Origin of the sequence: uncultured Roseobacter sp., assembly GCF_947488185.1 — a bacterium.
Lineage (GTDB): Bacteria > Pseudomonadota > Alphaproteobacteria > Rhodobacterales > Rhodobacteraceae > Roseobacter.
In genome coordinates this window covers 19,961-46,472 of sequence record NZ_CANKYM010000008.1, presented here as the reverse complement: position 1 = coordinate 46,472, position 26,512 = coordinate 19,961, and the positions used below count along the sequence as shown (strand labels likewise).

The window sequence follows — 26,512 nt, the reverse complement described above, 5'->3', positions numbered from 1 at the left end:
GTGTCGGGACTTCAGAAAGGAGACGTGTGATGTCACGCCAAATACTTCCCGAACTGCGCTCCGAGGCCGGTGGGTCTGCTCTTTTTCCGTCCTTCCAGAAGGAGATGAACCGGCTGCTGGAACAATTCCGGACGGGTTTCCCCATGCCGGAAACGGGTGCGCCTTCTGTTTTCTCCACGCCGATGTTTCCCGCCATCGATCTGGTGGAGACCGAAGAGTCGGTCGAGATCAGCGCAGAGCTGCCCGGTGTTGCGGAAGAGGATCTGGACGCGTCGATCACGGGCGATCTGCTGACACTGAAGGGCGAAAAGAGCGCGGATCACGAAAAATCCGACAACGGATATCACCTGATCGAGCGGCGCTACGGCAGCTTTCGGCGGCAGATACCGCTGGGGTTCGCGCCGGATGCGGGGGCCGTCGAGGCGAAATTCGCAGATGGCATCCTGAAGCTGCGGATTGCGAAACCGGCAGCGGCCAAGGCCGACTTTCATAAAATCGACATCAGCAAGACCTGAAACGCGCGAGGGGCGCCCTCCGGTGCCCCCGCCTCTTTGGAAAGGACCTATGCTATGGGGATCAAGACACTTCTGGTGTGCCTGACCACGGCGGAACACGCCGAAACGCTGCTGAAGCTCGCGGTGCCGCTGGCACGTAAACACAACGCACATCTGATCGGGCTGCACACCCTGCAGGCGCTGGTCGTGTATCCGGGCATCGCCATGCACATCCCCGAGCCCGCCTTCGAGGCATTCAACGAAAGCCAGAAAATCGAAACTGCGGCCATCAAGGCGGTTTTCACCAAAAACACGACCAATGAAGACTTCCAAAGCGAATTTCGCCTTGTGCGGGCCGACGCCGTCTCTGCCAATGAGCGCCTTGTGGAGAGTGCCCGCACAGCCGATCTGGTCATCATGGCCCGGGGTGACAAGGAAGCGGACCGCTATGAACAGCGCAATGCGCAGAGCGAGGTCATTCAGGAGAGTGGTCGGCCGGTGATTGTCGTGCCGCCAGAATACGACGGTGCGGAGATTGGCCAGAACGTTCTGCTGGGCTGGAGTGCGACGCGGGAAGCCGCACGCGCTGCGCTTGATCTGCTGCATGTTGCTGATGAGGGGGCGACCCTTACCGTCCTGCGTGTTGGCAGCACCCCGTCTGATGCTCTGGAGGATTCCGAAGGGGTCGACGTGGCCGAGATGTTTTCAAGACATGGGATGAAGCCCACATTGGAGCATCGCAACACCGCCGGTGACACCGTCGCGGATGTTTTGGGTCAGGTGGCTTTTGAACGCGGCGCAGATATGATCGTGACGGGGGCCTTTGGGCACTCCAAAGTCTACGACTTCGTGATTGGCGCAACCACCTATGCGCTGCTGCGCGATGCGAAGCTGCCCGTCATGTTCAGCACGTAGCGGCTGCTGGAATGGCGATATCTGACCAAACGGGCAGATGGTCCGACGCGCGTCTGGCCAGTGCGCCCTGCTCCACGCCTGCACCGCGCAATTCCACCCCGTGGCTCAAGGCGAACCGGTCCAGTGCCGCAACGGGGCGACGGGCGTGAAAACTATGGCCGGGCGCGTGGGTTTCGAACTTGCCAACCAGGGGTTCCAGCCCCTTGCAGTGCGACCATTCGTTGAAATCTCCTGCGATCACGGCATGCGGGCTGTTTGCCGTCGCTTGGCAGAGCGCCTGCAATTGTTCCCGGCGATCCCGGCGCAAAAGCCCAAGATGGGCTGCGACAACGCTAAGACCCCCACCAAACGTCATGTCCAGACGCACCGCACCCCGAGGTTCCAGCCCGGGCAGCGGCACCCGTTCGACTCGCAGAACCTGCGCCGGATCGCGCATCAGAACGGCATTGCCGTGCCAGCCAAGGCTGATCCCGTTCTCACACACGTCAACCAGCCGGAAATCCGTTTCCGCCTCGATTAGCTTGCGCGGGATCGCGGGTTTGCGTACCCCGACCCGCCTGTCTGCCTCCTGCAAAACAACAATGTCGGCCTGTAGCTGGTTGATCACCTGCAAGGTCCGCCCCGGCACGCGTTTCTGGTCAAGGCCCCGGGCTTTGCGAATATTGTAGCTTGCGATCCTTAGGACTGTGTCGGTCATACCTTATATATAGGGCAAGCCCATCAGGATTGAACGTCAAGAAAGCGATCTTGCGATGCATACTGCGAAAAACTTTAAACCCATTATGCTGGCCATCTGGGCCTCGTTGCTGCTTGCCGTCATCGTGGCCTTTGGTCTGGCCCGCTGGTCGCTGGCCTTTGTCACGCTGGCCACACTGGCCCTGTCGCTCGTGCCGCCCACTCTGGCATCCCGATGGTCGCTGACCCTGCCGGTGCCCTTTCTTCTGGCCACCACCCTGTTTTTCTTTGCCTCGATCTTTCTGGGGGAAGCCTTCGATTTCTACGAACGCCTATGGTGGTGGGACCTGGCTCTGCACGGATTCTCCGCCATCGGCTTTGGCCTGATCGGGTTCCTTTTTGTCTTTATGCTGTTCGAGGGGGACCGTTTTGCAGCACCCCCCTCTGCCGTTGCCTTCGTCACCTTCTGCGTCGCCATGACCATTGGGGCCGTCTGGGAGATTTTCGAGTTCGGCATGGACCAGATCTTTGGGCTGAACATGCAAAAATCCGGTCTGATGGACACCATGGGTGACTTGATGATCAATACCGTCGGCAGCCTGATTGCGAGTGTGACCGGTTATCTCTACCTCGTGCGCAACGCGGCCGGACTGCTTGGTCGCGGCCTTGCGCAGTTCATAGACCTTAACAAGCGGCTCTATCAAAAGTCGAAAAACCGTCTCAAGAAGTGACGACAGAGGTCTGCCCGATTGATCAATCTCAACCGGTGGGCAGCAGTTCACACTACTGAGACAGAAATGCGCGAGCCTATCCGTGCATCCAATCCTGTTGACATGTCGAGGTCCCGAATGAGAATTGTCGTCGCTTTGGGCGGAAACGCCTTGTCCAAAAGGGGAGAGACCCTGACCGCCGAAAGCCAGCGTGCCAGTATTCGCACCGCAGCAGGTGCACTTGCACAAGTCCTGGACGCCGGACATGAGGTCGTGATCACCCACGGCAACGGGCCGCAGGTCGGCTATCTGGCGTTGCGCGGGGGCGCCTTTCCGCTGGATGTTCTGGGCGCGGAAACAGATGGGATGATCGGCTATGTACTACAACAGGAGCTGGACAACGCCTATCTGCCCGACGCCAGATATGCGACCCTGCTGACCCAGATCGAAGTTGATCCAAACGACCCTGCCTTCCAGAAGCCGACCAAGTTCATCGGCCCCATCTACACGCAGGAAGAGGCCGCTCGCTTGCGCGCCGATCACGGTTGGACAATCGGGCAGGACGGCGCGCATTTCCGGCGCACGGTGCCCTCGCCCCCGCCCAAGCGCATCCTGGAACTGGATGTGATCCGCCTGTTGCTGGATCAGGGTGTTGTGGTCATCTGCGCGGGTGGCGGCGGCATCCCGGTTGTACAGAAAGACGATGGCACGACGATCGGCATCGAGGCCGTGATCGACAAGGACCACGCCAGTGGGCTTCTGGCGCGCATGCTGGAGGCGGACGCCTTCCTGATGCTAACCGATGTGGAAGGTGTCTATTCCGGATGGGGCACGCCGGATCAGGCGCTGATCGCCCATCTTTCACCGGAAGAGGTGGCGCAGATGGATTTCCCCGCAGGCTCCATGGGACCCAAGGTCGATGCGGCTTGTGAATTTGCGCAGGCCACGGGCGGTTTCGCCGCCATCGGACGTCTCTCGGACACGTTGGATCTGATCAATGGCACAACCGGGACGCGGATCAGCCTGCGGCGGGAGGCTGCGCGGGAGGCCTGAGGCCCCGCAAATCCGCTAAATCCCGTTGTGCCCCGTCAGCACCAGACGTAGTTGCTTTTCCGTCTCGATCACAGCGAAGAACACGATGCCGATGCCGATGATCAGCAGCCCGTCCACCAGCGGCACGGCCTGCGTGCCAAGGATCGGTTGCGCAAAGGGCAGGTAGGTCACCGCAAACTGCGCGACCGTCGCGATAATCACGCTGATCCACACCGCGCGCGTGCCTTTGAAAGCGTTCCAGTTGATCGAGGTGCCAAAGATATTGCGGATGTAGAAGAGGTGGAAAATCTCCAGCACCACCAGCATGTTCATGGCCATGGTCTGCGCCAGTACCAGCGGATATCCTTTTTCGAGCGCGTAGGTGAAAAGGCCGAAGACGATGGCCAGAAACAGCGTGGTGACAAAAATGACGTGCCAGACAAGGCCGCCGGTCAGCAGCCCGGTATTGCGGTGACGCGGGGGGCGCTGCATGGTTTCGGCCTCGGGCGGTTCATAGGCGAGCGCAAGGCCCAGCGTGACCGCTGTGATCATATTGACCCAGAGAATTTGCACCGGTGACACGGGCAGCGCAAAGCCCAGCAGGAGGGCGGCGGCGATTGTGCCCGCCTCCCCGGCGCTGGTGGGTAGAACCCAGCTGACGAGTTTGCGGATGTTGTCCCAGACCGTGCGCCCTTCGCGCACCGCTGCCGAGATGGAGGCAAAGTTATCATTGGCCAGCACCAGATCGGCGGCTTCCTTGGAGGCGGCCGAGCCGGTGATCCCCATGGCGACCCCAATGTCCGCGCGTTTGAGCGCAGGCGCGTCATTCACCCCGTCACCGGTCATGGCCACAACCAGATCATGCGCCTGCAAGGCGGTGACCAGACGCAATTTGTGCTCGGGCGAGGTGCGGGCAAAGATGTTCGTGCTCATGACCTCCACGGCAAGGATTCCATCATCCATAGCGTCGATATCCGCGCCTGTCAGCACCGCGTCGGGATTGGCCAACCCGATCTGACGGCCAATGGCCGACGCCGTGCCTGCGTGGTCTCCGGTGATCATTTTCACGGCGATCCCGGCTTTTTTACACTCCTCAACCGCAGCGATGGCCTCCGCCCTCGGCGGGTCGATCAGGCCTACCAGACCGATCAGGCTCAAGTCTCCTTCGATGGTATCTGCCAGTACACCAGCCTCTGGCGACCTGCACGCAAGGGCCAGCACACGCTGTCCACGGGCCGCAATATGCGTGGCCTCAGCTGTCCAATGGGCAGCGTCCAGCGGTTCAGACCCGGTCGCGCCGATCTGATCGCGACACATCTCCAGCAGCTTTTCAGGGGCGCCCTTCACCACCGTCAGGGACTCGCCATCTGCGTTTTCGACCTGCACAGCCATGTACCGGCGGACCGCATCAAACGGAATCTCACCGGTGCGCTGCCAGCCGGATGCGGCCTCTCCCGCCTTCTGCCCAAAGGCCAGCAGCGCGCCCTCCATCGGATCGCCGTCAACGGTCCAGGTGCCGCCTGCCTCCCGCAACGCCGCATCGTTGCACAAGAGCGCAGCCCGCGCGATCTCCGAAAGCGTGGTGTCAATCGCCACACCTTCTTCGGCAGTAATCTCGCCGGTCGGGGCATAACCGTGCCCGGTAACCGTAAAGCGCCCGGCACCAGTCACAACCGACGCCACCATCATCTCGTTCCGGGTCAGCGTGCCGGTCTTGTCGGTGCAAATCACTGAAACCGCCCCGATTGTTTCGATTGCGGGTAAGCGGCGCACAATGGCATGACGTTTCGCCATCGCCTGCACCCCTATGGCCAGTGTGATGGTCATGACAGCGGGCAAGGCTTCGGGGATTGCAGCGACGGCAAGGCTGACCACGGCGATGAACATCGCGTGGAAGTCAAAATGCTGCACGTAGTAGCCAAAAGCCAGCAGCGCCCCAGCGATCAGCAGAATGAGCACGGTCAGCCATCGGGCGAATTTGTCCATCTGCACGACCAGCGGCGTTTTCAGCCCGCGCACGCGACCCAGCATGCCACTGATCCGCCCGATCTCTGACACGGCACCGGTTGCCGTGACAACGCCGCGCCCGACCCCGGCGGTGATCAGCGTGCCACTGAAGGCCATACAGGTACGGTCCCCTAGGGCTGCATCTGCCCCCACGGGCGCCACCGATTTTTCCACCGGTACGGATTCGCCGGTCAGAATGGCCTCCTGCACCATCAACCCGTTCACCTGCAACAGACGCAAATCCGCCGCGACCCGATCCCCGGGCTCCAGCAGCACGATGTCGCCCGGCACAACATCAGCCGCATCGATGCTGATCCGTGTTCCATCGCGCAGGACCGAGGCATGCGGCGCCAGCATCTGCCGAATTTCGGCCATCGCGTTTTCCGCGCGGCCTTCCTGGATGAAGCCCATGGTTGCATTGACCAGCACCACGGCCAGGATCACCCAAGTGTCGATCATATGTCCCAAGGCCGCCGTCACCGCCGCCGCGCCGATGAGGACATAGATCAGCACGTTGTTGAAATGCATCAGGAACCGCAGAACAACAGGGCGCGGCGGTGTTTCGGGCAGGTGATTTTTGCCATGGCGGTCCAGCCTCACCCGGGCTTCGCCGGTGGCCAGACCCTGGGGAAAGGAACCAAGCTTGGTCAGGCAGGTATCGGTCGTATCGGCGTGCGGATGGGTGAGGACGGGGGACACAGCATTCTCCGGTCGGGCCCCTTTGCGGAGCCAGAAGTCAGTTTTCGGAAATCAGAGGGGGATCAGATTTCCAGCACAACGCGGCCATCAATCGTGCCTGCACGCATGCGGTCAAAAACGGCATTGATATTATCCAGCTTGTCCCATGTGTAGGTGGTCGAAACCTTCCCCTCCGCCGCGATGGACAGCGCTTCGGAGAGGTCAAGACGGGTGCCCACAATGGACCCACGAATGGTCAGCCGCTTCAGCACAACCTCGAAGATTGGCAGCGGGAAATCACCCGGCGGCAGGCCAACCAGCGACATGGTGCCGTGGCGGCGCAGCATGCCGGTCGCCTGTGCAAAGGCCTTGGTGCTGACGGCAGTGACGAGAGCGCCGTGCACACCACCTAAATGCTTTTCCACTTCCTCGATTGGATCGACATTGGCCGCGTTGATCGTCTCATCTGCCCCAAGGGACCGCGCCAGATCGAGCTTGCTGTCGGCCACATCAACCGCGACTACATTCATGCCCATGGCTTTCGCATATTGCACCGCCATATGCCCCAAACCGCCGATCCCGGAGATCGCGACCCATTGGCCCGGGCGCACTTCGGTTTCCTTGAGCCCCTTGTAGACGGTCACACCAGCACAAAGCACCGGTGAGGAGGTACCAAAGTCAAGCGCATCCGGGATGTGGCCAACGTAATTTGCATCCGCCCGCACAAAATCGGCATAGGCTCCATCCACCGAATAGCCGGTGTTCTGCTGGCTTTCGCACAGCGTCTCCCACCCGCCCGAACAATGCTCGCAACGGCCGCAGGCCGTGTGCAGCCATGGCACGCCAACGCGGTCGCCCTCCTTAAGATGTGTCACGCCGGCCCCGACCTGCGCGACCTCCCCAACGCCTTCATGACCAGGAATGAAGGGCGCGGTGGGCTTCACAGGCCAGTCGCCCATGGCAGCATGCAAGTCCGTATGACAGACCCCGGACGCCCGCACCCTGACAAGCACCTGCCCCGGTCCGATCTCGGGCACCGCCACCTCGCGAATATCCAGAGGATCGCCCAGTTTCGTTACCACCGCCGCCTTCATCGTCTTTTGCATCGTCCAACACTCCGCGCTCAGATTTCAGTTTGTCGGATGGTTAGCGCGCAGGAGGGCCACAGCGTTGATCGACATCAATTGCAGCGCGTGTTGAGCAATATTTTTCCGCTGATGAGCGTCCGTTGATCAATCCGCCAAAGTCTGGCTGATCCGACCAAGAGCGCACACTGGGACATGGGGGCTATCACAGTCGCGTGACCTCCCGGTTTCAGTCAGAAACTCTCTTGTGAATTTACCAACCAAGTAGTAGGTAGATAAAAATTAAACCCAGAGCAAGGAAGGTATTTCCATGAAAATCTATGACGTCGAAGGCTTCCCGAACCCCGCGCGTGTGCGCATCGCATTGGCCGAAAAGGGGGCGACCGATCAGGTCGAGTTCATCCCGGTTGACGTGATGGGCGGCGAACACCGGTCCGAGGCCTTCCGGGCCAAGAACCCCGATGCGGTTGTGCCCTGTCTTGAGCTTGAAGACGGCAGCCATATTGCCCAATGCAACGCGATCACCGAATACATTGACGGGCATTTCGAAGGGCCATCGCTGACCGGAGAGACCCCCAAGGAACGGGCCCGGGTCTCCATGATGAACCTGCGGGCGGAAAACGGTTTGCTGAATGCGGTCAGCACGTATTTCCACCACGCGACACCTGGCCTTGGTCCGGACATCGAAACCGATCAGTGTGTGGACTGGGGGCACAGACAAAAGGACGTTGCAGGCCAGACAATGGCCTATCTGGACGGTGTTCTGGCGGATAATGATTATCTGGCGGGAGACAGATTTTCGATCGCGGATATCACCGCCTTTGCCGGGCTGGTCTTTGCCGATTTCGCCAAGGTGGACATCCCCGATAGCCTATCCAATCTTATCGCATGGCGCACAAAAGTTGCGGCGCGCCCGAGCATTGCTGGGTAACCTGCCCGGATCGGAAAGGAAAAACCATGCAGCTGAACGCAGATTTCAACGCCCGGGTGGTCGTGCACTCGGATCAACTGGACTGGAGCGCCTCGCCGATGCCCGGCGTGGACCGGCGCATGCTGGACCGCATCGGCGGTGAGGTTGCCCGCGCCACGACCATCGTGCGCTATGCGCCGAACAGCAAGTTTTCCGCCCATACCCACACGGGAGGTGAGGAATTCATCGTGCTGGACGGGGTCTTTCAGGATGAGCATGGTGATTTCCCGGCGGGCACCTATGTCCGCAATCCCCCCACCACCTCGCATACGCCGGGGTCAGAGGCGGGCTGCACGATCTTCGTGAAGCTGTGGCAGTTCGACATGGAGGATCGCAATCAGTTCCGCAAAACCATGGCGGAGGAACTGGGTGCCGCCGTCGATGGTGTCGCCACCGCCGAATTGCACCGCGACGCGCGCGAGACGGTGACCTACAGCCATCTTGATGCGGGCGCGACGCTCAACAACAGGGATGCGGGCGGCATCGAAATGCTGGTCATCGGCGGATCCGTCGTGGAAAGCGGCGAAACCCTCGGCAAAGGCGCGTGGCTGCGCCTGCCCGAAGGCGCGCCTCTGACGGCTGTTGCCGGGGATGCGGGGGCCAAGGTCTGGATCAAGACCGGTCACTTGCCCCACGCAAAACCACCCGCTGTCTGATGGGACACGACAACCCACTGGCGCTGGTCGCGGGCGCGGGGGCTGGCCTTGGCCAGTCCCTGCTGGCGCGCTTCGCAGCCGCAGGGCTGACCCCCGTTGGCCTTGGCCGCAGCTGCCCTGCCGCGCCGGTCGGCATCTTTCACACCCTTGATCTGGCGGATGAACGCGCCGTGCCGGACACCATCGCTGAGATCATCGCAGACCACGGCCCGCCGAAAATCGTCGTGCACAACACGGCCGAACTGGTCATCAGCCCGTTTTCGGACACCACGTTGCAGGACTACCAGAAAACATGGGCCTCCATGGTGCAAACGGCGGTCTTGCTCGCGCAAGCCACGCTGCAACCGATGGTCCGCGCGGGCGGTGGCAGCTTCATCGTGTCCGGGGCCACCGCATCCCTGTGCGGCTGTGCGAAATTTTCCGCCTTCGCCAGCGCCAAATTCGCTTTACGGGGGCTGACCCAATCGCTCGCGCGGGAATACCAGCCCGCTGGCATCCATGTCTGCCACGTCATCCTCGACGGCATCATCGATAGCGCCCGGTCACGCGATCGGCACGGGCTAGACCCGGCCCGGATGATCGACCCCGCAGACATCGCCGAGGCCTATTGGCAACTCGCCCGTCAGCCCAGATCGACATGGACGCAGGAACTTGACCTGCGCCCCGCCTCCGAAGGGTTCTGAACCATGGATATTCTGATCATCGGCGGCGGTTTGTCCGGCCTTGCCGTGGCCGAAGCGCTGGAAGCGCAAAACCGTGACTATATGCTGGTCGAGGCGCGCGGGCGCTTTGGCGGGCGGATCAAGACAGCGGTGCACGCAGGCGGCACTTTTGATCTGGGGCCTGCGTGGTTCTGGCCGGGGCAACCGCGCATCGCGGCGCTGATCGACCGTCTTGGGCTGGAGAAATTCGATCAGTTTTCCGATGGGGTTCTGACCTACGAGGACGAGCGCGGCCAGGTGGACCGCGGGCGTGGATTTTCGTCGATGCAGGGATCGTGGCGGCTCAAGGGCGGCCTTGAGGCCCTGACCCAATCCCTCGCCGCACGGGTGCCCGACAGCCGCAAACGGCTGAACGCGCCGGTGGTGACGCTGACCCAATCCGCAGGCGGCGTGACCGCAACGCTGCGCGACTGTGAAAAACTGGAAGCCGGTCAGGTGGTTCTGGCCCTGCCGCCGCGCGTCGCTGCGCAGATTGCCTGCACCCCTGCCCTCCCTGCGGCGTCCATCCAAACCATGCAGGGCGTCGCCACATGGATGGCCGGGCAAGCCAAGGTCGTTGCCATCTATGACAGACCGTTCTGGCGCCACGCAGGGTTTTCCGGCGACGCGATGAGCCGGAAAGGCCCGCTGGTCGAGGTGCACGACGCGTCACCCGAAAACGGCGGACCCTATGCCCTTTTCGGTTTCATCGGGACGCCGCCGCCGCACCGGACGGAGGAAGATGCTTTGCGCCGGGACGTCATCGCGCAACTAACCCGCCTGTTTGGACCGGAGGCTTCAACCCCTTCGACGCTGTACACAAAAGACTGGGCCTTTGACCCCTGTACCGCAACCGAAGCGGACAAGGCCCCCTTGTATGCGCATCCCACCTACGGGCTGCCGGAGGCTTTCCGCGGGCTTTGGGACGGACGGCTGCAATTTGCGGGCACCGAAGTGGCCCCGCAGTTCGGCGGTTACCTCGAAGGGGCTTTGGAAGCAGCCGAAAACGTATTACTGACGATGCAAGACTATGGCAGAGGTCACGTGCATGCGGATTGATACAAAAACAGCCCTGTTGAACTCGGCGGAACAGGCCGCACGCAGGCGTGGGTTCGACGGGTTCAGCTATGCCGATCTGGCAAAGGACGTGGGCATCCGCAAGGCCAGCATTCACCACCATTTCCCAACCAAGGCCGCGCTGTCAGTGGCGCTGATGCAGCGCTATGCCGCCGAGATCAGGCAAGCTCTGAGCGCGATTGACACGACGCACCCCTCGGGATGCGCGCGTCTTGCCGCGCTGATCGACCACTACCGCGGCGCTTTGAATGGCGGCAAAAGCCTTTGCCTTTGCGTTTCGTTTTCCACCAGCCGCGACAGCCTGCCCGCCGATGTGATCACCGAGATCCGCAGCTTTCGCCAGATGGTCATCGGCTGGCTGACCAACACCTTTGAACTGGGCCAATCCGACGGCACGATTGCCGAGGTGACGGAGCCCGCAAAAGAAGCCGCAGCCAGCCTGCCCCTTCTGGAGGGCGCACAGCTCACCGCACGCGCGCAGGAAAACCTCGACCTCTTCGAGAACGGCGTGCAATTGCTGCGCCAACGGCTCGCCAATCCCTCCTGATCCACCCGCGCGGATCGGTCAGGGTTTCGGCCCGTTCTTGACCCGTTGCACGAAATTATACCCGATGATCAGCGCCAGTATCGCGATCAGCCAGATCATGAACACCCCCGGCCAAAAGGACTCGTGATCGCAAACGTCCAGCACAAAGAGCATGGCAATCACTACCCCCATACCGATCCAGACAACCCCCAACCGGAACGCAAGCTGGTTGATCGCACCGCTATAAAACGACCGCGCCGTCAGCAGCAGTACCACCGCAAAGAGCCCCGCCGCAGCAAAGGCGATATAGGCCCGGTTGGGACAGGCCCATGTGCAGACTTGCACCACCGACGTCTCCAATCCGCTCAGATGCGCGGGCAGTCGGGACTGATCCCAATCGAGCGACACAGCCTGACGGATCGCCGGGAAATCCGGGTCCCTCAGACGCGGTACCGGCCAGAACCCGACACCTGAAAAATTGTCCTCGAAATAAATCACATCATCGATGAACTGCGAGAATTTCAAGGATTCCTCATTGGCGGTTTCATTCGCCTGCTGACGCTGGAACACAAACTCATGGCCGCCGGGCGGCAGGATGGGCACGATGCTGCGCAGGATCTCTGACCGTTCCTTGCCCCGGAAATTGCTGCGGTCCATGCGCGCGCGCAGCGTCTTTTTCGTCTCTGTCGTGGGGCGTTCGAGGAAGATCAGGATCTTGTTGACGATCTCCGCCTCCAGCTGTTCGCGTTGTGAAAACTGGCCCTCTTCCAGCCCGTCCGCGCGCTTTTGCTCCAGCATCCGGCCGGTCAGCAGCAAGTCACTCAGATCGGTCAGGACGGGCTGCGTGCCGGGCACATCCACCATGGCAAAATCGACCGCGACGTTGACTTTTTGATGATCGGGCTGGGGCAGCTTGTCGTGTACCGCCTGTACGATATCGATGAGGTTCTGCACATTCAGATCGCTCAGGGTCTTGCCCTCGTAGCTCTCGAAAATCAGGGTGACACCGTCCGGATGGGTCGGATCAAAGAACGTGGGTAGCGCCGCCCGAATGTCCGCGAGGCTGGTGGTCGGGATACGCTCAAACGCCTGCAGCTGCTTGGCGATATCCGTCGTGGCCCGGTCAATCTCGCGCGCCGACCAGTTCGACCAGTCGCGCAGATCAAAGGCCACATCCGCCCGTGCTCGATGCCGGTGCGCCGAATTGACGAAATCGCGGCGCGCCTCAATCCAGCGGTCCGCATGCAACAGCGACAGGTTGCGGTTTGCGGCATCCCCCTGCGGGTTGGCATAAGCCAGCTCCATCCCGTAAAAGGCCAGGCGGCTGACCAGACCAAAATCCACCAGTTGCAGCGCGGGGGCGGGCGGGGCCTCCTCACTTTCGGGCGGTTCGGGTGCGTCCTTCAGCGGTGCGAACCAGAAGGGGTAGAACCCATAGACATCCGCAGTCGGCGGGCGGTTCGGCACGCACCCGCAATCGGGCGCGGCAAGCGGGCCAAAGAGGCGCTCCTTGAACGGGTCCTCGACGGTACGTTGCGCCAGCGCCGTAGCGGCCTGGATCAGAGGAACGGACAACGGCGGCTGACCTTCAGGCGCATCCGGTGCCGGGGGAACGGCATCTAGCGCGGCGCGGAAGAGCCCGGCGCTCGGGTATTCCACACCCACCAGCGACCGCATCCGCGTCGCCAGATCCACCCCGGTTGGGTCGTCCACTGTCGTGCCGATGTCAGGCAGGCCCAGAATACGCGCCTTCAGCGCTGGCGTCAGGGACCATGTCGAAACGATGACCGGTTTGATCTGCGCCATCTTGGTAGACACGGCAGTGTCGATCTGACCCTGTGCCACCGGGCGCAGGATCCGCCGCACATCTGCCTTGAGAATTTCAGGCTGGGTTGCAGGCAAATAGTTGCTCTGCGCCAGCGCTTCGCGGAAGGGCTCATTGAGCACGGTGCTGGCAATGGCCAGTTCGGTGGCATCGGTCACGCCCACCACCTCCGGCAGGGGCGGCAGCTCGAACTCCGGCACACCTTCGGGCCGCGTGTCCAGCACTGGCGCCACCGGTTCCGCCGCAGCTGCCAGCGTCGTGGCCGCCAGTTCAACCTCGGCATTGATCGTCTCGGATACCGCTTGGGTGACGGCCGCCGTCAGGCCGGACACCAATGTCGCCTCATCAGGGGCGATCCGACCGATGAAGGGTTCAACCACCGGCATGACATCCTGCAGGTCTTCGATGAAACTCAACGACTTGGTGGCCTCTTCATCGATCAGGAACGCCCGGCCCAGAAAATCGGGCCCAAGCACCAGCGCCCTGATCTGGTCCAGCGTGCATTGGTCGAGCACTGCTTTCAGGTTGGTCTCCAGGGCTGCCCAAAGCTGTGCGGCACTGGCAAATTGCAGCTCCTGTACCGCGTCAAAGGCGGCTTTCAGATCGGCGCTTTCGGTTAACGCGTCGAGGTTTTCCTGTGAGAAGGCGAAAAAGCGGGTGGAACTGTCGGTTGTGTTCACCGTGCAGGAGGCGGGTAGCGGGCTGGATGTCGGCTCATCCGGCACCAGAGACGCCTGGGATTTGCTGGCCTGATATTCCTCCAGCAGCGCCAACACGGCGGGGGGCGAGCCCATAAGTCGCGGTAGCCTATTGCCCGGGGACAGGGTCAGCCACGCCCCGAAGGTGTCAGAACTGAGATCGTCAATCGCGTCGGGCAGTTGCACATCCATCTGCCCCAACCGCGCCATGGCCGCGAGGAAATCCTCCCCGGTTCCGACAATCGGGAAGGCCTGACAGATATCCACCAGCGCGTAGCCCAGCTCTGGCCCCGCCAGCAGATCGAGCGCTGTCTGCACCGCCTGCGAACCTAGGGTTGATGCCGTCCCCAATGCCGCACAATCCGCGGGAGGTGCCGCATCTGTCAGCACACCAGCCGCCATCTGCGGCCCGGCGGCAAGACGCAAGGCAATCTGCGAGGTACTGTTTGACGTCGTCAGTTGCGACAGCCGGTCGGGCCGTAGAGCGATGCTGCGCCATTCGGGCAAAAGCGCCGACAGCGTGCCGTAATCCGTCGCCAGATCAAGCGTTTGCGCAATATCCGTCCCCGCCCCTTTTCGCGGCACGTTCTGACACAAATCCGCCAGCGCCGTCCGCGTCACAGCCCCCAGCCGTCCGTCCCGAAGATTGCGATCATCCCGTTCAAGCGCTGCCCGCAACCCCGTCTGCACGGTCGCAATATCATAACCTTCCAGTGCATCCTCATTGAGGTTTTGGAAATCCGCGCAATTGGCCAGCACGGCAGCAGGCGCCATGACGCAAAAGGCAAACGCCATGCAAAGGCGGGTCACAATTCGGCTCAAAACGCTCATGTGGTGCGTCCTTCTTTGCGCAACTCAGTTGCAATGGCGTGGTCGAAATCTTCGGCGGCCACCTGGGACTGACCCCGCCGCAACGCGGTGATCGCCGCCGTGCGCACCACGTTGGAAATGGCCCCGCCGACCAGCGCATGTTTCTTTGCCATCGCGGCCACCTCGACATCCTCCGCCAACGGCACTTCAGCCAGCACATTCGACCAGATCTGCAACCGCTGGCTGGCGTCCGGCTTCACAAAACCCACCGACATCTGGAAGCGCCTGAAAAACGCCTCGTCGATGTTGCTGCGCAGGTTGGTGGCGAGGATCACAAGGCTCTCGCATTCCTCGATCCGCTGCAGCAGGTAGGCCACTTCCTGATTGGCATAACGATCGTTGGAAGTGGTCGTCGCATTGCGCGCACTGAAAAGTGCATCCGCTTCGTCAAAAAACAGGATCCACTCACGCTCCGCCGCCAGATCGAACACCAACCCGAGGTTCTTTTCCGTCTCGCCAATGTATTTCGACACCACCATGGACAGATCGACCCGGTAGACATCCATGCCCGTGCGCTTGCCCAGCAGCGACGCGGTCAGCGTCTTGCCGGTGCCGGGCGGGCCGTGAAACAGCGCCTTGAACCCGCGACCGAACTGCCGGTGCAGGCCCCAGTCCGACAGGATCTTGTCGCGGTTCTCCAGCCAGGCCAGAATATGACCCAGCGCGTGGTGCAGATCGCTGGGCAGGACCAGATCGGACCAGTCCAGCGCCGTGGTCAAACGCTGCGCGGGAAAGCTCGGCGAATAGTCGGGCCGCGGGGCCGCCCCGTCACAAAGCGCCACGATCCGGTGCACCGGCAGCGTCAATATCTGGCCGAATGCAGGCGTATCGGGATTTGTCGTGCTCAGCGTCACACCGGCCTTGCGGCGCAGCGGATGGTCCGCGTCAAACATCGACATCGCCGCAATCCGCGCCGTCGTATCCGCCCCCGCCAGCAGGAACAGCGCCGTTTCCGCCGTCGGCTGGAAGGTTGTCGCAGTTGCCCCCGTGCCGCCGAATTGCGAAAACGCCCGGTCAATGGCGGAATTCTTGACGAAAAACGGATCGAGGATGGCGGAGTTGACATGCGGCGCGATGGCCAGCGCCAGCACCAGGCGGGCGCCGATATCGAGATCATTCTCCGCAATGAGGTCCCCCAGGGCGGAGCCGACAAGAGCCTGCGGCGCGGGCGGCAAATCACAGGCACTCTCGGGCGCGTCAAAGAAATGCGTCAGCCGCGCATCGATGACCTGCGCCAGCCATGTCAGTTCCGCCGCGACGGCCACGGCGTGGGGTGTGCCGCTGTCCAGCGACAGGGACAATTCGCGGCCATCATCCATCCTGCGTCCTCCACATGACGTGACAGGGCACCGGCATCCAGGGCAAGGCGACCACCGTGTCCAGCGACCACGGCAGGCTGTCGAGCAGCACATCGAAGGGGCCGGGATCTACCCGCAGATGCGCCCCCGTTGCATCGATCCAAAGCTGTCCGCCCCGGCGGATGAACGCCTCCTGCAACCCGGCGGGGGAGGTCTGTCCCAGTGCCGACCATTGCGCGATGACAGACCGGATCAGACCCTCGATCAATTGCGCCTCTTCCTCGGTCAGCGGCACCGGTGGCGGGGGTGTGGCGCCATCCGGCACCCCCAGCAAAACGCACACCAGCGGATCGAGGGGGGCCGTCGCCTCCGCTTCCCCGGCCAGCGCGGCAAGCACAGATCGCGCCCGGCCCAGCTGATCCGGCTGCAGTTCATTCTTTTCGGTCAAAAGCTGCAGCCGGGAAAAGAGCAGTTTGTAGTAGGGATGGAACAGAACAAGCCCCGCGTGATGGCTCAGAATGCGGGGCTTCGGCCCATTGTCGGGTGTTTGAGGCTCCGCCATATCGGAATCGCCAGAGGGTTCAGGAGCGGGATGACTCGTCTCATCGAAAAGCTCTTTCAAACCACGCAAGACCTCTCGCCGCAGCGCGGGCGAGCGGCCCGAGACCGGGTAACTCAACCGCGCGATCACGTGGCGCAACAGGGTTTGCCGGTCGTCCGCCTCCGGGCTGGCGAACTCCACAATGTACTGCAGGACAAGCTTCTGGCGCGGCGCGGTTGGCCCGGCCCGCGCGATCAGGTCCAGCAGTACATCGACAGGCAGTTTCGGGTTGCTCTCGCCTGCCGCGTCCGCCGTCATTTCAAATCCACCACTGCCTGTCCGCGCCCCGGTCGTCGCTTTGAAAGACCCGGGCACGGCGTCCCAGATCATATCCGCGATGGCGATGATGTCGGAGGAGGCCTCGCCAAAGGCCGCTTCGACAAGCGCGATCACCGGCGCGGCATCGGCTGCACCCGCGCGCGGGTGATCCGTGGCTGGATGGTCTGCCGCCAGCCGATCTGCCGATGGGGGTGGCGGGCCCTCATCACGGCTTTCTGGATCGCCGAAATCGCGCCCGGCATCTGACCCGCCTGCCGATTCTCCCGCTCGGGCGGGATCGTCGAGCTCGGCCCGATCTTGCGCCTCCCGCGCGGTTGGATCGAACGCGCCTTTTTGCCCGACCTCAGAGCTTTCGGATGCAGCAGGTGACGCCCCCGCCCCCGTCCGACCGGTGGCACCCTTTCCCGGGCCAGAGGTATCCGCGCGACCCTCACGGGTCTCTTTTTCCTCAAGGGACCCATGCCGCCCGCGCGTGTTCCCCGTCCGCTCCACGGCGGGCGTCGTCGCCACATCAGAAATCCCAGATTTTTCGCCCGAAGCGAAAGGCTCCTCCTGAACCTTTGCGCCGCGCGGCGCCAAGGTCGCAGGATCGATGCCCGGTTGGGCTTCCAGATCGCCCGATGCCCCGGGGGCGGGTCCGACCAGACGCTCAGGCGTGTCATTTTCCGAGGCTTCACCCGCTCCATGCTCTGCCGGATCAGCACCTGCGCCACGGTCCTCCGGGGACGGCACACTGCCGGTCGTCGCCGTCGAGGAAGCATGAAAAAAGTCTGCCCCCTGCTCTTCAAGGTCCGGGGCGGTCGTTTCTTCTTTGTCAGTTCTTGGCTGCGTTGGCGCGCCATCGGTGGCGCCCTGCGGCAGAGGTGCATCTGTGCTGCCGCGTCCACGATCCAGGCCAGACGGCTGCCCTGCGCCGCCGTCGGCTATACCCTCCGACGAGGTCGCTGTCGGCTGCGATCCCACGCCAACTACCCTCGGCGAAGCTTGGTTCTCGATCGGCACCGGCACACTGCGGTCAACACCTGATGTTGGCGCCCGCTGTCCGCCCCCCGCTGGCTGCGCCGCCGCCGCGAACACCTGCAGAACCGGGGCCCATTCACTACGACCTGCCCACCCGTCTAGGCCCGCGTCAGCGGATGGCGACAACGAACTCTCTCGCGCCCCCCGCCGGGCCTCCTCAGCCTCCGGTGACACCCCCTTGGCCGCCGTCTTCTCGGCGCGTCGCAGCGCCTCGATGTCCACCGGTGTCTCGTCCAAAATCGCAGATAGAATCGTCAGCAACGCCTTCTGCGGGTGCGCAGTATCCGCAAGGACCCCCTGAACCGTTTGGTGAAATTCGGACGGGCTGGCGGGCACCAGATGTTCAAGCAGGCGCTGCAGCTCTTCGGCTGTCTGCCCCGCAAGGAACCCTGCCACCGATGCGCGCCGCACTTTCCAATCGGCCCGCAGTTTATCTGCGTCGGAGATCTCTCCCCGGACCTGGGACGAGTGGGCAGCACCCGCCGCTGCAGTCCCCCGCATCGCGGGACTATCCGATCCGCGCGCTGTCGGGCCTTCCAAAGGATCAGGCGCTGGCAACCCGGCATCTGATTGCGGGGCCGCACCAGAATCGCGGCGCAGAAGGGCCGCCCCCTCAGGATGCACCAGCAGCCGTGCAGTCAGTGTTGTCGCATTGCGCTGTGCGATCTCCAACGGATGACCGGCGCGGGTGAAAACGCCGATCAAGGCCATGTTCATAGCGTCGATGTAGTAGTGCCCCGGAACCGCTCCGGCCTCCGACAAAACGCGCTGCAATGCCTGTCGGTGAGCCCCATCGGGCAACTGCGCCAAGGCTTTCTCAAATCCCTGCGGGCTGCGCCCGAAAACCGCGCGCAGGACCGTAAACACATCCGGATCCGGCTGGGCCACAAGCGGCACGATCTTGTCGGATGTATCAGAGACCTGCGGCGCATCATCCCCAGCAACAAGGGGTATGATCGCGCCGCTGGGAGAACCCACCGCGTCGGGCGATACGGCCGCCACGTTGTCGACAGAGGGGCGCGCAGACCCTTGCGGTTCCACCGGGGCCAATTGATCGGTTGAGATCTCGCCAACCGCCCTTTGCTGCAGGTACGGCGCCAGCGCCGCGAGAAGCTGCTCACGCAGGGTGTCCCGCAGGCTGGGCCAATCCGGGTCTGCGGGCCACGCCCCAAGATCAATCTCCAGCGTCTCGATCCGGGCGTCGCACCCCACCACGCTGTCATGCGCAAAAACATCCTCCAAAGCAGGCAAAATCTCTGCCCGGACCTGACGCGCCAACCGCTCCGGCGTGCTCAGCGGCCCCTCCTCCGCAGCAACCTTGAAATCGGTCTCGAAACGCCCGATCCTGTGGCGCTCCTCCACGTCATATCGGGCCGGGCGGGCGCTCATGCGGCCCCCTCCATCTCGTGCAGAAAGGCGCGCAGCTCGGCGCGGGCATCGGCCTCCGGCCCCTGCGCGTCAATGGCCAGCCGCAGCGCCCGAAACCGCGCCATCTGCGCCATGTCCAGCCACCGCAGAGTGACAACAACATGCGCCGGCGCCAGTTGCTGCACCAGCTCGGCGACATAGCTGCGATAGCTCGTGCGCCGGGTGCGCGCCGTCCACCCGGTCAGCAGCAGCGTGCAGCTGTGCGCCTCGAACGCCGCCTCTGGCCCGCGCAACAGCACGTCTTCCACCAGACAGGCGCATTCGGCGTCCTCATGCAGCCCCCGCCAGGTGGCCCGCAATGCGTTTACGCGCGCAATCGCCTCGAATTTATCAGCAGTGGTTTCGATCTCGTAGAGCATCTCGGCATCGCCGCTGTCGAAGAGCACGGCGTAGCGCCCGCCGCTAACCGGGCTGATCACAAAGGCATCCGCATCGGCGGCCCGCTGAAAGAGATCCGGGTGCATCACCCCGTCCGCCACCAAGGGGGTCAGGCCTTGCAGGACCTCACCGGGCAGCGGGTCGGCCAGATCATCCCGCGGCACGATCATGTCAAAGGGGTTCAGCGGCAGCAGCAAGTCGCGGCGGGCAAAACCGGGCGCGGGCATGTCGGTCTGATCATCCAGAACCCAGCCGAGTTCCTGCATCCGGCCCGGCCCGGCGGCCCAGGTTTCAACGGCGATATCCGCCAGCAGCCCCAGACGCGTCATGAACCCGCCGGGCATCGGTCCCGTGGGTCCGGTGCCGCGCGTGGCATTCAGCACCGGCAGGGCGCGCAGGTAGGCCAGACGCCAGTGCAGCTCAAACCGCTGGCGCGCCGCGATGGACCGGTAGTGGTGCAGGCCGGAATGGCGGATGACGGGCAGGGTCTCGCCCTGTATCGCCAGCAGCAGATCCAGCAGCTTGATCCGGCGCGTATGCACAGCCGGATCATCCGTATCCTGATCCGTCTCGGCGTCAAACAACGCGGGCAGCTGCGCCAGCGCCTGTGACATGCCATCCAGCTGTGTGTTGATCGCATCGCGATACTGCACAAAAAGATCATCGACAGGTGTTTTGGGAGTGGCGGGGTTCTGCACCGCCCGCGCGGAGGTGCCATAGAGCCGATAGATTGCGGGCAGCATATCGTCCACATGGCTGCGGGTGAAATCCCGCCGCCGACCGTCTTTCAGCACCGACCAATCCGCTTCTGCCAGATGGTGGTGCGCGCGCGAGATATTCTCCGCCGACACCCGGATATATTCTTCGTGGATGCGGTTGTGATCGAGCGTCAGGCGGTTCTCGCCGACGCGCAGATCCAGCTCGATCTCCTGCGCAGACTGCGGCAGGACAAGCGCCAGATAGCCGGGTTTCAGCTCCTCCTCCGGGTCCGCCACCGGCAGCTTGCGAAAGGACAGCTCACCGATGTCCCGGATGCCGGGGATCGCGCGCAGCCGTGTCAGATGCACATCGATGTCGGGGATGCGCTCGCCGGTCTCCACCCGGGGGCGAAAGAACAACTCCGGCTGGTCATAGACCGCATCGCGGGTGGCCCCGTGCTTGCGGTCCCGCGGCGCGGTACGGCCGCGCAGTATGGCTGCGACATGATAGTAAAACCGCGCCGCCACCCGCTCCGGGTCCGCCGTGGGGCTGACCTCGATCCGACCGCTCAATACGGTGTCGCGTTTCCGCGCGATGGTGATCTGCCCCAGATCGGTGGCCAACGGCCGCCTCTGCGCAAAGCACGTCGCCACCCGCGCCGCGAGGGCGGTTTCATCCACCTCCCCCGCTTCCGGCTCGGAGGGGATGACCACCACATCGTAAAGCCCGAGGCGCGCGCCCGGTGTGACCCAAGCGCTCGAAACCTCGGGCTGGTCCGACAGGGAGGAGGTCAGATCCAGATCGGTGACCGGGGCCGACGGCAACACCGCGCGCGGGTCGTAAAGTGCGAGATCAAAATACCGCAGCTGGCCGTCCGCATCCGTCAAGAGATCGCGGATCGGATGCGCCGCCTGATAGCCGATTTCGCTGAGCGCGAAACAGGTTTGCTCCAGCAGCGTCACGCCCGGATCATGCAGGTTGTAATCGGTCCAGATGTTGCCCGAGGCGGCCTGGGCAAACTGCACCGCCCGCGCGCGCAGGCTCTCAAAATCTGTGGCCTCAGGCACGCTCATAGCAGCCCTGCGTCGCGGTCGCCTTCACCGCGCGATCCGCCCATGGTCGCGTCAAACCACAGCCGCGTCAGCCCGTAGCGGATGACCATGCCCTTGCCGAACCGCGCGTTCGAGCGGATCTGCAGCTTGAAGAAATGTCGCCCCTCCCCCGCCACCCAGCGCAGTTTCAGCCGGTCGGCATAGCTGCCGTAGACCGCCGTCTGCGCCTTGATGCTGCGCCGCTTGAACAGCCAGTTCAGGATTGGGTTACGCGGGTGATAGGCGTTCATCGCAATGGCATGCAGCATGGAATAGCGCCCCATGCGCGGCGTGCCACCCACCCCTGCCATCACCTCGAAGGCCTGACAGCCGGTGATGTCAGGCGTGATATCGTGCCATTTGCCATCCGCAGGCACATGCGGGATGTCGGGCGACTTGACGCCGATCCGCCCGCCCATGCGCGCCACGCCGTCCACGTCCAGCCGCCAGTCGGGCGTGTCGGTGTTGATGCCCGCGCGCCCGTCTGCCGTGAAACACAGGCCCAAGGCCTTCGGGTTCTCGACACCTGCCGCCGGATCGGCCTGCGTCAGAATGCCCTGCTCAGGCCGCAGATGCAGCGCGCCTTCGGTCTTGCCGTGCTCCATCACCCAGGCCGGGCGCGGCGCCCCCAACCCCTTGTAAAGGCTCATCACCCGCAGCGATGTGCCCACGGAATTCAGCTGCAGCCCATCGCCCGGCGTCTTGGAAAATCCGTCCTCAACCTGATTGACGCTGCTGTCGATCAGGTCCCGGTATTCCCGCGCGGTCGGCAGCGCCCCGTCGCGGAAAAACGATTTCAGAGTGGTGCGATCCTGTTTTGTCACGAGGGACTCCTTTGACCGACGATAAGATTGCCGCCCACAGACAGTCGGCTGATCCCGCTTTGCACCGGCGTTTCATTCTGCGTGGCCTGCACCACGGTCAGCGCGTGTTCGTCCGCCGACAACGGCAGGCTCCACGGGCGCGACCCGCGCAGGCTCGGCCCGAGGGTGCCGCGCCAGTCGCTTTGCGCGGAATCGAGCAGCACATGCGCGCCCGCGTCATCCGCGGCCAGATGCAGCAGCGAGAAATCCGTCACCCCGCGCACGTATTCGAGATCGTTGATATGGGCATTGAGCATCTTGAGGTTCAGCGACCAGCCGAACCGGCCCAGATCGCGCGGGGCGGTCCAGACCGACAGGAACCGCCGCAGATCCCGCTGCAGCCGCTGCGCCATGGCCCCGTCGTCGCGGTAGGGGTCGAAGGCCAGCTTGGCGCGCACCAGCAGCCGGTCATAGGTGGGGTTCACCACCTCCACATGGGCAAAACCGGGTGCGTGATTGTCAACATAGTCGCGGATGCGCTGCAGGGTGCTGACATCAAACATCTGTGCCGTGGGCTCGGGCGGCGGCTGGCGCACCACCACCAGCATCGCCTGACCGGGCGCGGGGGCGGGATCGTCACGGCGCAAACCCGGCAGGCATTTCGCCATCCAGACCTCCGGGAAGGCGTCCAGCACCAGCCGTTCCACATCCCAGGGCGTGATCGCCCGCTTGCGGTGCCGCAACCGCTCCGACACCCGCGCGACAAAGGCGTCGCGATGCTCGGGCGGGCGCACCTCTGCGGGGGTGGGGATTTCGGTGATCGCGGCAATCCCCGGCTGCGCGGGGTTGAAGGTCCATACCCGGTCAAGGCTACGGTCGTGATAGCTGCCATCAGTGCACGTGGCCCAAACACCGTTTGTGCGCAAATCCGACAGGTCCGGGAAAACGCTCAGGTCCGGCCCGGTTGCCACCGCCGCCATCCAGACCCCACCTGCGGGCATTTCCGGCGAATGCTGCGCGGCGTCCTCGGGCAGGTCCACCATCACCAGCCCCGAGCGCATCAGCCCCGCCGTTGTATCCGAGGAAATGGCAGTGTCGGGCAGCTCGGTCCAACCGTGGCTGGCCAGATAGAACCATTTCACCGGGTTGGGCCGGGGCACCAGCCGCAGATGACCGCTCTCTGCCATATCAAAGAGCAGCGGCACCGGCCCGGTGGCATGATCGCCCACCAGATGCAGGAAAAGATGCCCGAACCCCAGCCTGCGCGGGAAAACCCCGATCTCGCGCAGCATTCGGTTGGGAAAGACCTCGACCCGGCCAAAGGGGTTGATCTGCACGATCCGCTCGCCCGGGTTGGCGGCATCGGGCGCGTTGACCTCAATGGACGCCCGCGCCGTGTAGGACAGCTCGAACGCATCGATCTTCGGCACGAAGGGCGCGGGCGGGATCTTGCGCTCGCGGAAGGGCAGCAACCGGGGGCGCATCGCCTCGACCAACGCCAGCGGGTATTGATCGGCGTGAAACCCCCCCGCCGTGCCCGACAACGTCAGGCGCACGGCCCCGGCGCGCAGGCTCTGCCGCGCGGTGAACATCTCCGGCGTCAAGCGTCCCGGTGCGCGCACCGAATGCCCCTTGATGCGCCCGTTGAAACTGCGCTCGGGTGTTAGCTCCCCGGTCACCGGCAGGGTTTCAAAGAGTGGCAGCGGCGCGTCACTCACCGGTTTCCAGCCGTCGCCGCTCAGATAGGTCACCGACAGCTCCGGCTGCGGGATGTCCGGTTTCCCGGCATAGCTGGCGTAATGGGCGGCAAACCCGCCCAGAGGGTCCGGCATCTCCGCCCAGGTCAAGGCCACGGCAATCTCGGTCACGGGTTTCTGCGCCATTTCCGGGCTGGCCACGATGAAACTCGCCCCATCCTGCGGCCGCGCCCCGAACGGCAGGAACGACTGATCCGTGGCCAGCGGCCCGTCGTCCGACCAGGCCAGCAGCTTTTGCATACCGGTTGCCGACACCTCGATGTCGATGGCCTCCAGCGTATACATCTCCAGAAACGAGACCGGGCAGATACGCGGATTGGCGGCATTGCGCAGCATCAGGGTCGGCGCGGGCATCCCCTCCCCCGCCGCGACCGCGGGCATGCCCGGTGCCAGCACCAGCACCAGCTTGATCCCCGCCTGCCCCGGCTTGCCCGACGGCAAGACCTGACTGACCGACGCGGTGATCGGCCCCTCTGCGGTGCTCAGCGACAGGTCAAAGGCATCGCCCAGAAGCTTCTGGAACAGGTCTTCCGGCGTCAGGCTGTCCGGCCCGTCGGCAAAAATCTCAAGGATCATGGAGGCGGGCACATCGCCGATGCCCACCGTGTCGCGCACCCCTTCGGACAGCGCCGCGCGGTGCGTCTCGATCTTGTTGTTGAGCAGATCGCGGAAGCCGTCCTGCGGGAAGGGCACCCGCTCAATCAGGCAGAGCGTGACAATCCGACCCAGCAGCAACCGTAGCTGCCCCGCCGTCTCGATCCGCGTCGCCAGATAGTGATAAAGCCTGCTGAGGCACAGGCCCTCCCCCGCCTCGGCGGCCATGCGCTCCGCCCCTTTGGCCAGCGACTGAATACCTGCTTCGAGCTTGCCCGGAAAAAACGCCCGCACCAGCGCGGGGTCCGATTGCAGGGTGACCAGCATCTCCGCTGCCGGCGGAGCATCTTCCGAGAACCGCGCCACCTCCGCCTTGTCCGGCAACGCGGGCAGACCGGAGGCCCGTTGCAGCACCAGCACCAGCTCAATCCGGCGGGTGCCCTGCGCCAGCGCCAGCATCGGCGAGCTGATGTCGAGCCCCATGCGCACCGGCCCTGCGGTGCCTACGGAAAAAACCCCTGCCCCGGCGGATTGCGCCACCTCCGGTTTCGGCTGCCAATGGGTGACCTGCAGGCCGGTGATCCCGCCCAGCTCTGCGTTGAAGGAAATCTGCGGGTCGGTCTCGTAGGTCAGGGTCGCTACGGATTTCAGACGGGTGGAACTGACGTGCACCGGCGCTTCGGTGGCAAAGCGCTGCACAGTATTATCAGGCTTGCGCGCGGCGAGCGTGGTGCCTTCCGGCAGAAACAGCGCCTGCTGTCCCGCATCCAGATGCAACAGCACCCGTTCCGGCGAGGCCGGGGCCGCCTGCTGCCCGATGATGTCCTCGTAGTAGAAATGCACAAACCGGTCGATCACGCCGTTGATCACCCCATCGACCTGCAATGCCGTCTGCAGCTCCGCCACCAGCAGGCCCAAAGCCGGGTCCATATCACCGGACTTAATGCGTGCCTCGAAGGCGGCAATCGCATGGGGCCGCAGTGTTTCCACCGCATTGCGCAACAAAGCATGGATCGACCGGTAAGCCGTGACCACCGCGCGCGCCTGGGTCAGCGCATCGCCCCGCGTGCGGCTGACATTGGGGATGATGCTGCGCACCACCCGCAGGATCCCCGGCGGCGCGACGCTGGTCAGCCTGGCAAGCCGCGCCTGCAGATCGGCCTCGGCATTCAGCTGCTGGATCTGTTTGGAAAACGGCGAGGATCGCCCGGTCTCCAGCCGTGAAATCCAATCCTGCAACCGCCTCGCAAGCTCAGAGATGACCTGCGCGGCCCGCTCCGGATCGGTCTCGATGGCCCGGTCAAACGCAAAGGCCGCCTGGCGCACGTCGAAGGACGCGAGCTCCGAATAAATATAGGCCGGTTCGGACCGGAAAAGCCGCACCCAGGGGCCGGATCTCTTGGGCCGGTCACCCCGTGGCACATCTTTTGCGTGCAGCCTGCGCCCGGCCTTGCAAAACGCCTCGGCCAGCGTTTCAGGCCGCACATCTGTGCGACCCCGGTGCAACGCGACCGGCAACCTGTCGCTGCTGAGCGACCCCGGCGTTACAAGAATATCATCCCAATTTCGATGCACGGCAGCTATCGACACCTCTGGCAGTCATTGAAACAGCGGCCACCCCTGGCCACAAAAACCTGAGCAATCA

18 protein-coding genes are annotated in these 26,512 nt (G+C 63.6%); 9 read left to right on the top strand and 9 right to left on the bottom strand.

Annotated features, from left to right (window positions below; translation table 11 throughout):
- Window positions 1-29 precede the first annotated feature (29 nt).
- Window positions 30-515, top strand: a complete 486-nt coding sequence (locus tag Q1A52_RS21785) for an Hsp20/alpha crystallin family protein (protein WP_300019862.1) — start codon at window positions 30-32, stop codon at window positions 513-515.
- A gap of 54 nt (window positions 516-569) precedes the next feature.
- A complete protein-coding gene (locus tag Q1A52_RS21780; RefSeq protein ID WP_300019861.1) occupies window positions 570-1,409 on the top strand; it encodes a universal stress protein in 840 nt (279 codons plus the stop codon).
- Here Q1A52_RS21780 and Q1A52_RS21775 read toward each other — a convergent pair.
- The gene (locus Q1A52_RS21775; RefSeq protein WP_300019860.1) at window positions 1,399-2,106 is read right to left on the bottom strand and encodes an endonuclease/exonuclease/phosphatase family protein; all 708 of its coding nucleotides are present in this window, start codon (window positions 2,104-2,106) and stop codon (window positions 1,399-1,401) included. The two genes, Q1A52_RS21780 and Q1A52_RS21775, sit on opposite strands and share 11 nt — an antisense overlap.
- Window positions 2,107-2,191: 85 nt before the next feature.
- Here Q1A52_RS21775 and Q1A52_RS21770 point away from each other — a divergent pair, with 85 nt between their 5' ends.
- Entirely contained in the window at window positions 2,192-2,815 is a 624-nt protein-coding gene (locus Q1A52_RS21770; protein ID WP_300019859.1) for a hypothetical protein, read from the top strand.
- A 117-nt stretch (window positions 2,816-2,932) separates the two neighbouring features.
- Window positions 2,933-3,847 carry a carbamate kinase gene (locus Q1A52_RS21765; RefSeq protein WP_300019858.1) on the top strand — a complete coding sequence of 305 codons (915 nt, stop codon included), beginning with the start codon at window positions 2,933-2,935 and terminating at the stop codon, window positions 3,845-3,847.
- Between the two features lie 15 nt (window positions 3,848-3,862).
- Here Q1A52_RS21765 and Q1A52_RS21760 read toward each other — a convergent pair whose 3' ends face one another.
- Window positions 3,863-6,532, bottom strand: a complete 2,670-nt coding sequence (locus Q1A52_RS21760) for an HAD-IC family P-type ATPase (protein WP_300019857.1) — start codon at window positions 6,530-6,532, stop codon at window positions 3,863-3,865.
- A 62-nt stretch (window positions 6,533-6,594) separates the two neighbouring features.
- On the bottom strand, window positions 6,595-7,617 hold the full coding sequence (gene adhP, locus Q1A52_RS21755; protein ID WP_300019856.1) for an alcohol dehydrogenase AdhP: 1,023 nt from the start codon (window positions 7,615-7,617) through the stop codon (window positions 6,595-6,597).
- 289 nt (window positions 7,618-7,906) lie between these two features.
- On the opposite strand from adhP, the gene Q1A52_RS21750 reads away from it, so the two are divergent.
- From Q1A52_RS21750 to Q1A52_RS21730, 5 genes are read left to right on the top strand one after another with little or no spacing between them, the layout of a single operon-like run.
- The gene (locus Q1A52_RS21750; RefSeq protein WP_300019855.1) at window positions 7,907-8,527 is read left to right on the top strand and encodes a glutathione S-transferase; all 621 of its coding nucleotides are present in this window, start codon (window positions 7,907-7,909) and stop codon (window positions 8,525-8,527) included.
- A 26-nt stretch (window positions 8,528-8,553) separates the two neighbouring features.
- Window positions 8,554-9,222 (top strand): cupin domain-containing protein, encoded by a 669-nt coding sequence (locus Q1A52_RS21745; RefSeq protein ID WP_300019854.1) that lies wholly within the window; start codon window positions 8,554-8,556, stop codon window positions 9,220-9,222.
- Window positions 9,222-9,905 carry an SDR family NAD(P)-dependent oxidoreductase gene (locus Q1A52_RS21740; RefSeq protein WP_300019853.1) on the top strand — a complete coding sequence of 228 codons (684 nt, stop codon included), beginning with the start codon at window positions 9,222-9,224 and terminating at the stop codon, window positions 9,903-9,905. Before Q1A52_RS21745 ends, Q1A52_RS21740 begins: the two co-directional genes overlap by 1 nt.
- A gap of 3 nt (window positions 9,906-9,908) precedes the next feature.
- Window positions 9,909-10,982 (top strand): NAD(P)/FAD-dependent oxidoreductase, encoded by a 1,074-nt coding sequence (locus Q1A52_RS21735; protein ID WP_300019852.1) that lies wholly within the window; start codon window positions 9,909-9,911, stop codon window positions 10,980-10,982.
- The gene (locus Q1A52_RS21730) at window positions 10,972-11,547 is read left to right on the top strand and encodes a TetR/AcrR family transcriptional regulator (RefSeq protein WP_300019851.1); all 576 of its coding nucleotides are present in this window, start codon (window positions 10,972-10,974) and stop codon (window positions 11,545-11,547) included. Before Q1A52_RS21735 ends, Q1A52_RS21730 begins: the two co-directional genes overlap by 11 nt.
- Before the next feature lie 18 nt (window positions 11,548-11,565).
- Here Q1A52_RS21730 and Q1A52_RS21725 read toward each other — a convergent pair whose 3' ends face one another.
- Genes Q1A52_RS21725 through Q1A52_RS21700 form a run of 6 tightly spaced genes read right to left on the bottom strand, consistent with a single transcriptional unit; the run spans window position 11,566 to window position 26,442 of the window.
- Window positions 11,566-14,880, bottom strand: a complete 3,315-nt coding sequence (locus tag Q1A52_RS21725; protein WP_300019850.1) for a hypothetical protein — start codon at window positions 14,878-14,880, stop codon at window positions 11,566-11,568.
- Window positions 14,877-16,238: an ATP-binding protein gene (locus Q1A52_RS21720; RefSeq protein ID WP_300019849.1), complete on the bottom strand. Its 1,362-nt coding sequence runs from the start codon at window positions 16,236-16,238 to the stop codon at window positions 14,877-14,879. The genes Q1A52_RS21725 and Q1A52_RS21720 overlap by 4 nt, the downstream gene beginning before the upstream one ends.
- Window positions 16,231-19,506, bottom strand: coding sequence for a contractile injection system tape measure protein (locus Q1A52_RS21715; RefSeq protein ID WP_300019848.1), 3,276 nt, complete (start codon window positions 19,504-19,506; stop codon window positions 16,231-16,233). The genes Q1A52_RS21720 and Q1A52_RS21715 overlap by 8 nt, the downstream gene beginning before the upstream one ends.
- Complete coding sequence (locus Q1A52_RS21710; protein ID WP_300019847.1) at window positions 19,503-21,695, bottom strand: hypothetical protein; 2,193 nt, start codon at window positions 21,693-21,695, stop codon at window positions 19,503-19,505. Before Q1A52_RS21710 ends, Q1A52_RS21715 begins: the two co-directional genes overlap by 4 nt.
- Window positions 21,692-22,537, bottom strand: a complete 846-nt coding sequence (locus Q1A52_RS21705) for a hypothetical protein (RefSeq protein WP_300019846.1) — start codon at window positions 22,535-22,537, stop codon at window positions 21,692-21,694. Before Q1A52_RS21705 ends, Q1A52_RS21710 begins: the two co-directional genes overlap by 4 nt.
- Window positions 22,534-26,442, bottom strand: coding sequence for a hypothetical protein (locus Q1A52_RS21700; protein WP_300019845.1), 3,909 nt, complete (start codon window positions 26,440-26,442; stop codon window positions 22,534-22,536). Before Q1A52_RS21700 ends, Q1A52_RS21705 begins: the two co-directional genes overlap by 4 nt.
- Window positions 26,443-26,512: the final 70 nt, after the last annotated feature.

Coding starts and splice junctions, on each gene's coding strand:
- Q1A52_RS21720 (WP_300019849.1), bottom strand. CDS start 16,238: ATGGATGATGGCCGCGAATTGTCCCTGTCGCTGGACAGCGGCACACCC.
- Q1A52_RS21715 (WP_300019848.1), bottom strand. CDS start 19,506: ATGAGCGCCCGCCCGGCCCGATATGACGTGGAGGAGCGCCACAGGATC.
- Q1A52_RS21750 (WP_300019855.1), top strand. CDS start 7,907: ATGAAAATCTATGACGTCGAAGGCTTCCCGAACCCCGCGCGTGTGCGC.
- adhP (WP_300019856.1), bottom strand. CDS start 7,617: ATGCAAAAGACGATGAAGGCGGCGGTGGTAACGAAACTGGGCGATCCT.
- Q1A52_RS21785 (WP_300019862.1), top strand. CDS start 30: ATGTCACGCCAAATACTTCCCGAACTGCGCTCCGAGGCCGGTGGGTCT.
- Q1A52_RS21770 (WP_300019859.1), top strand. CDS start 2,192: ATGCTGGCCATCTGGGCCTCGTTGCTGCTTGCCGTCATCGTGGCCTTT.
- Q1A52_RS21745 (WP_300019854.1), top strand. CDS start 8,554: ATGCAGCTGAACGCAGATTTCAACGCCCGGGTGGTCGTGCACTCGGAT.
- Q1A52_RS21775 (WP_300019860.1), bottom strand. CDS start 2,106: ATGACCGACACAGTCCTAAGGATCGCAAGCTACAATATTCGCAAAGCC.
- Q1A52_RS21710 (WP_300019847.1), bottom strand. CDS start 21,695: ATGAGCGTGCCTGAGGCCACAGATTTTGAGAGCCTGCGCGCGCGGGCG.
- Q1A52_RS21730 (WP_300019851.1), top strand. CDS start 10,972: ATGCGGATTGATACAAAAACAGCCCTGTTGAACTCGGCGGAACAGGCC.
- Q1A52_RS21765 (WP_300019858.1), top strand. CDS start 2,933: ATGAGAATTGTCGTCGCTTTGGGCGGAAACGCCTTGTCCAAAAGGGGA.
- Q1A52_RS21735 (WP_300019852.1), top strand. CDS start 9,909: ATGGATATTCTGATCATCGGCGGCGGTTTGTCCGGCCTTGCCGTGGCC.
- Q1A52_RS21740 (WP_300019853.1), top strand. CDS start 9,222: ATGGGACACGACAACCCACTGGCGCTGGTCGCGGGCGCGGGGGCTGGC.
- Q1A52_RS21780 (WP_300019861.1), top strand. CDS start 570: ATGGGGATCAAGACACTTCTGGTGTGCCTGACCACGGCGGAACACGCC.
- Q1A52_RS21725 (WP_300019850.1), bottom strand. CDS start 14,880: ATGAGCGTTTTGAGCCGAATTGTGACCCGCCTTTGCATGGCGTTTGCC.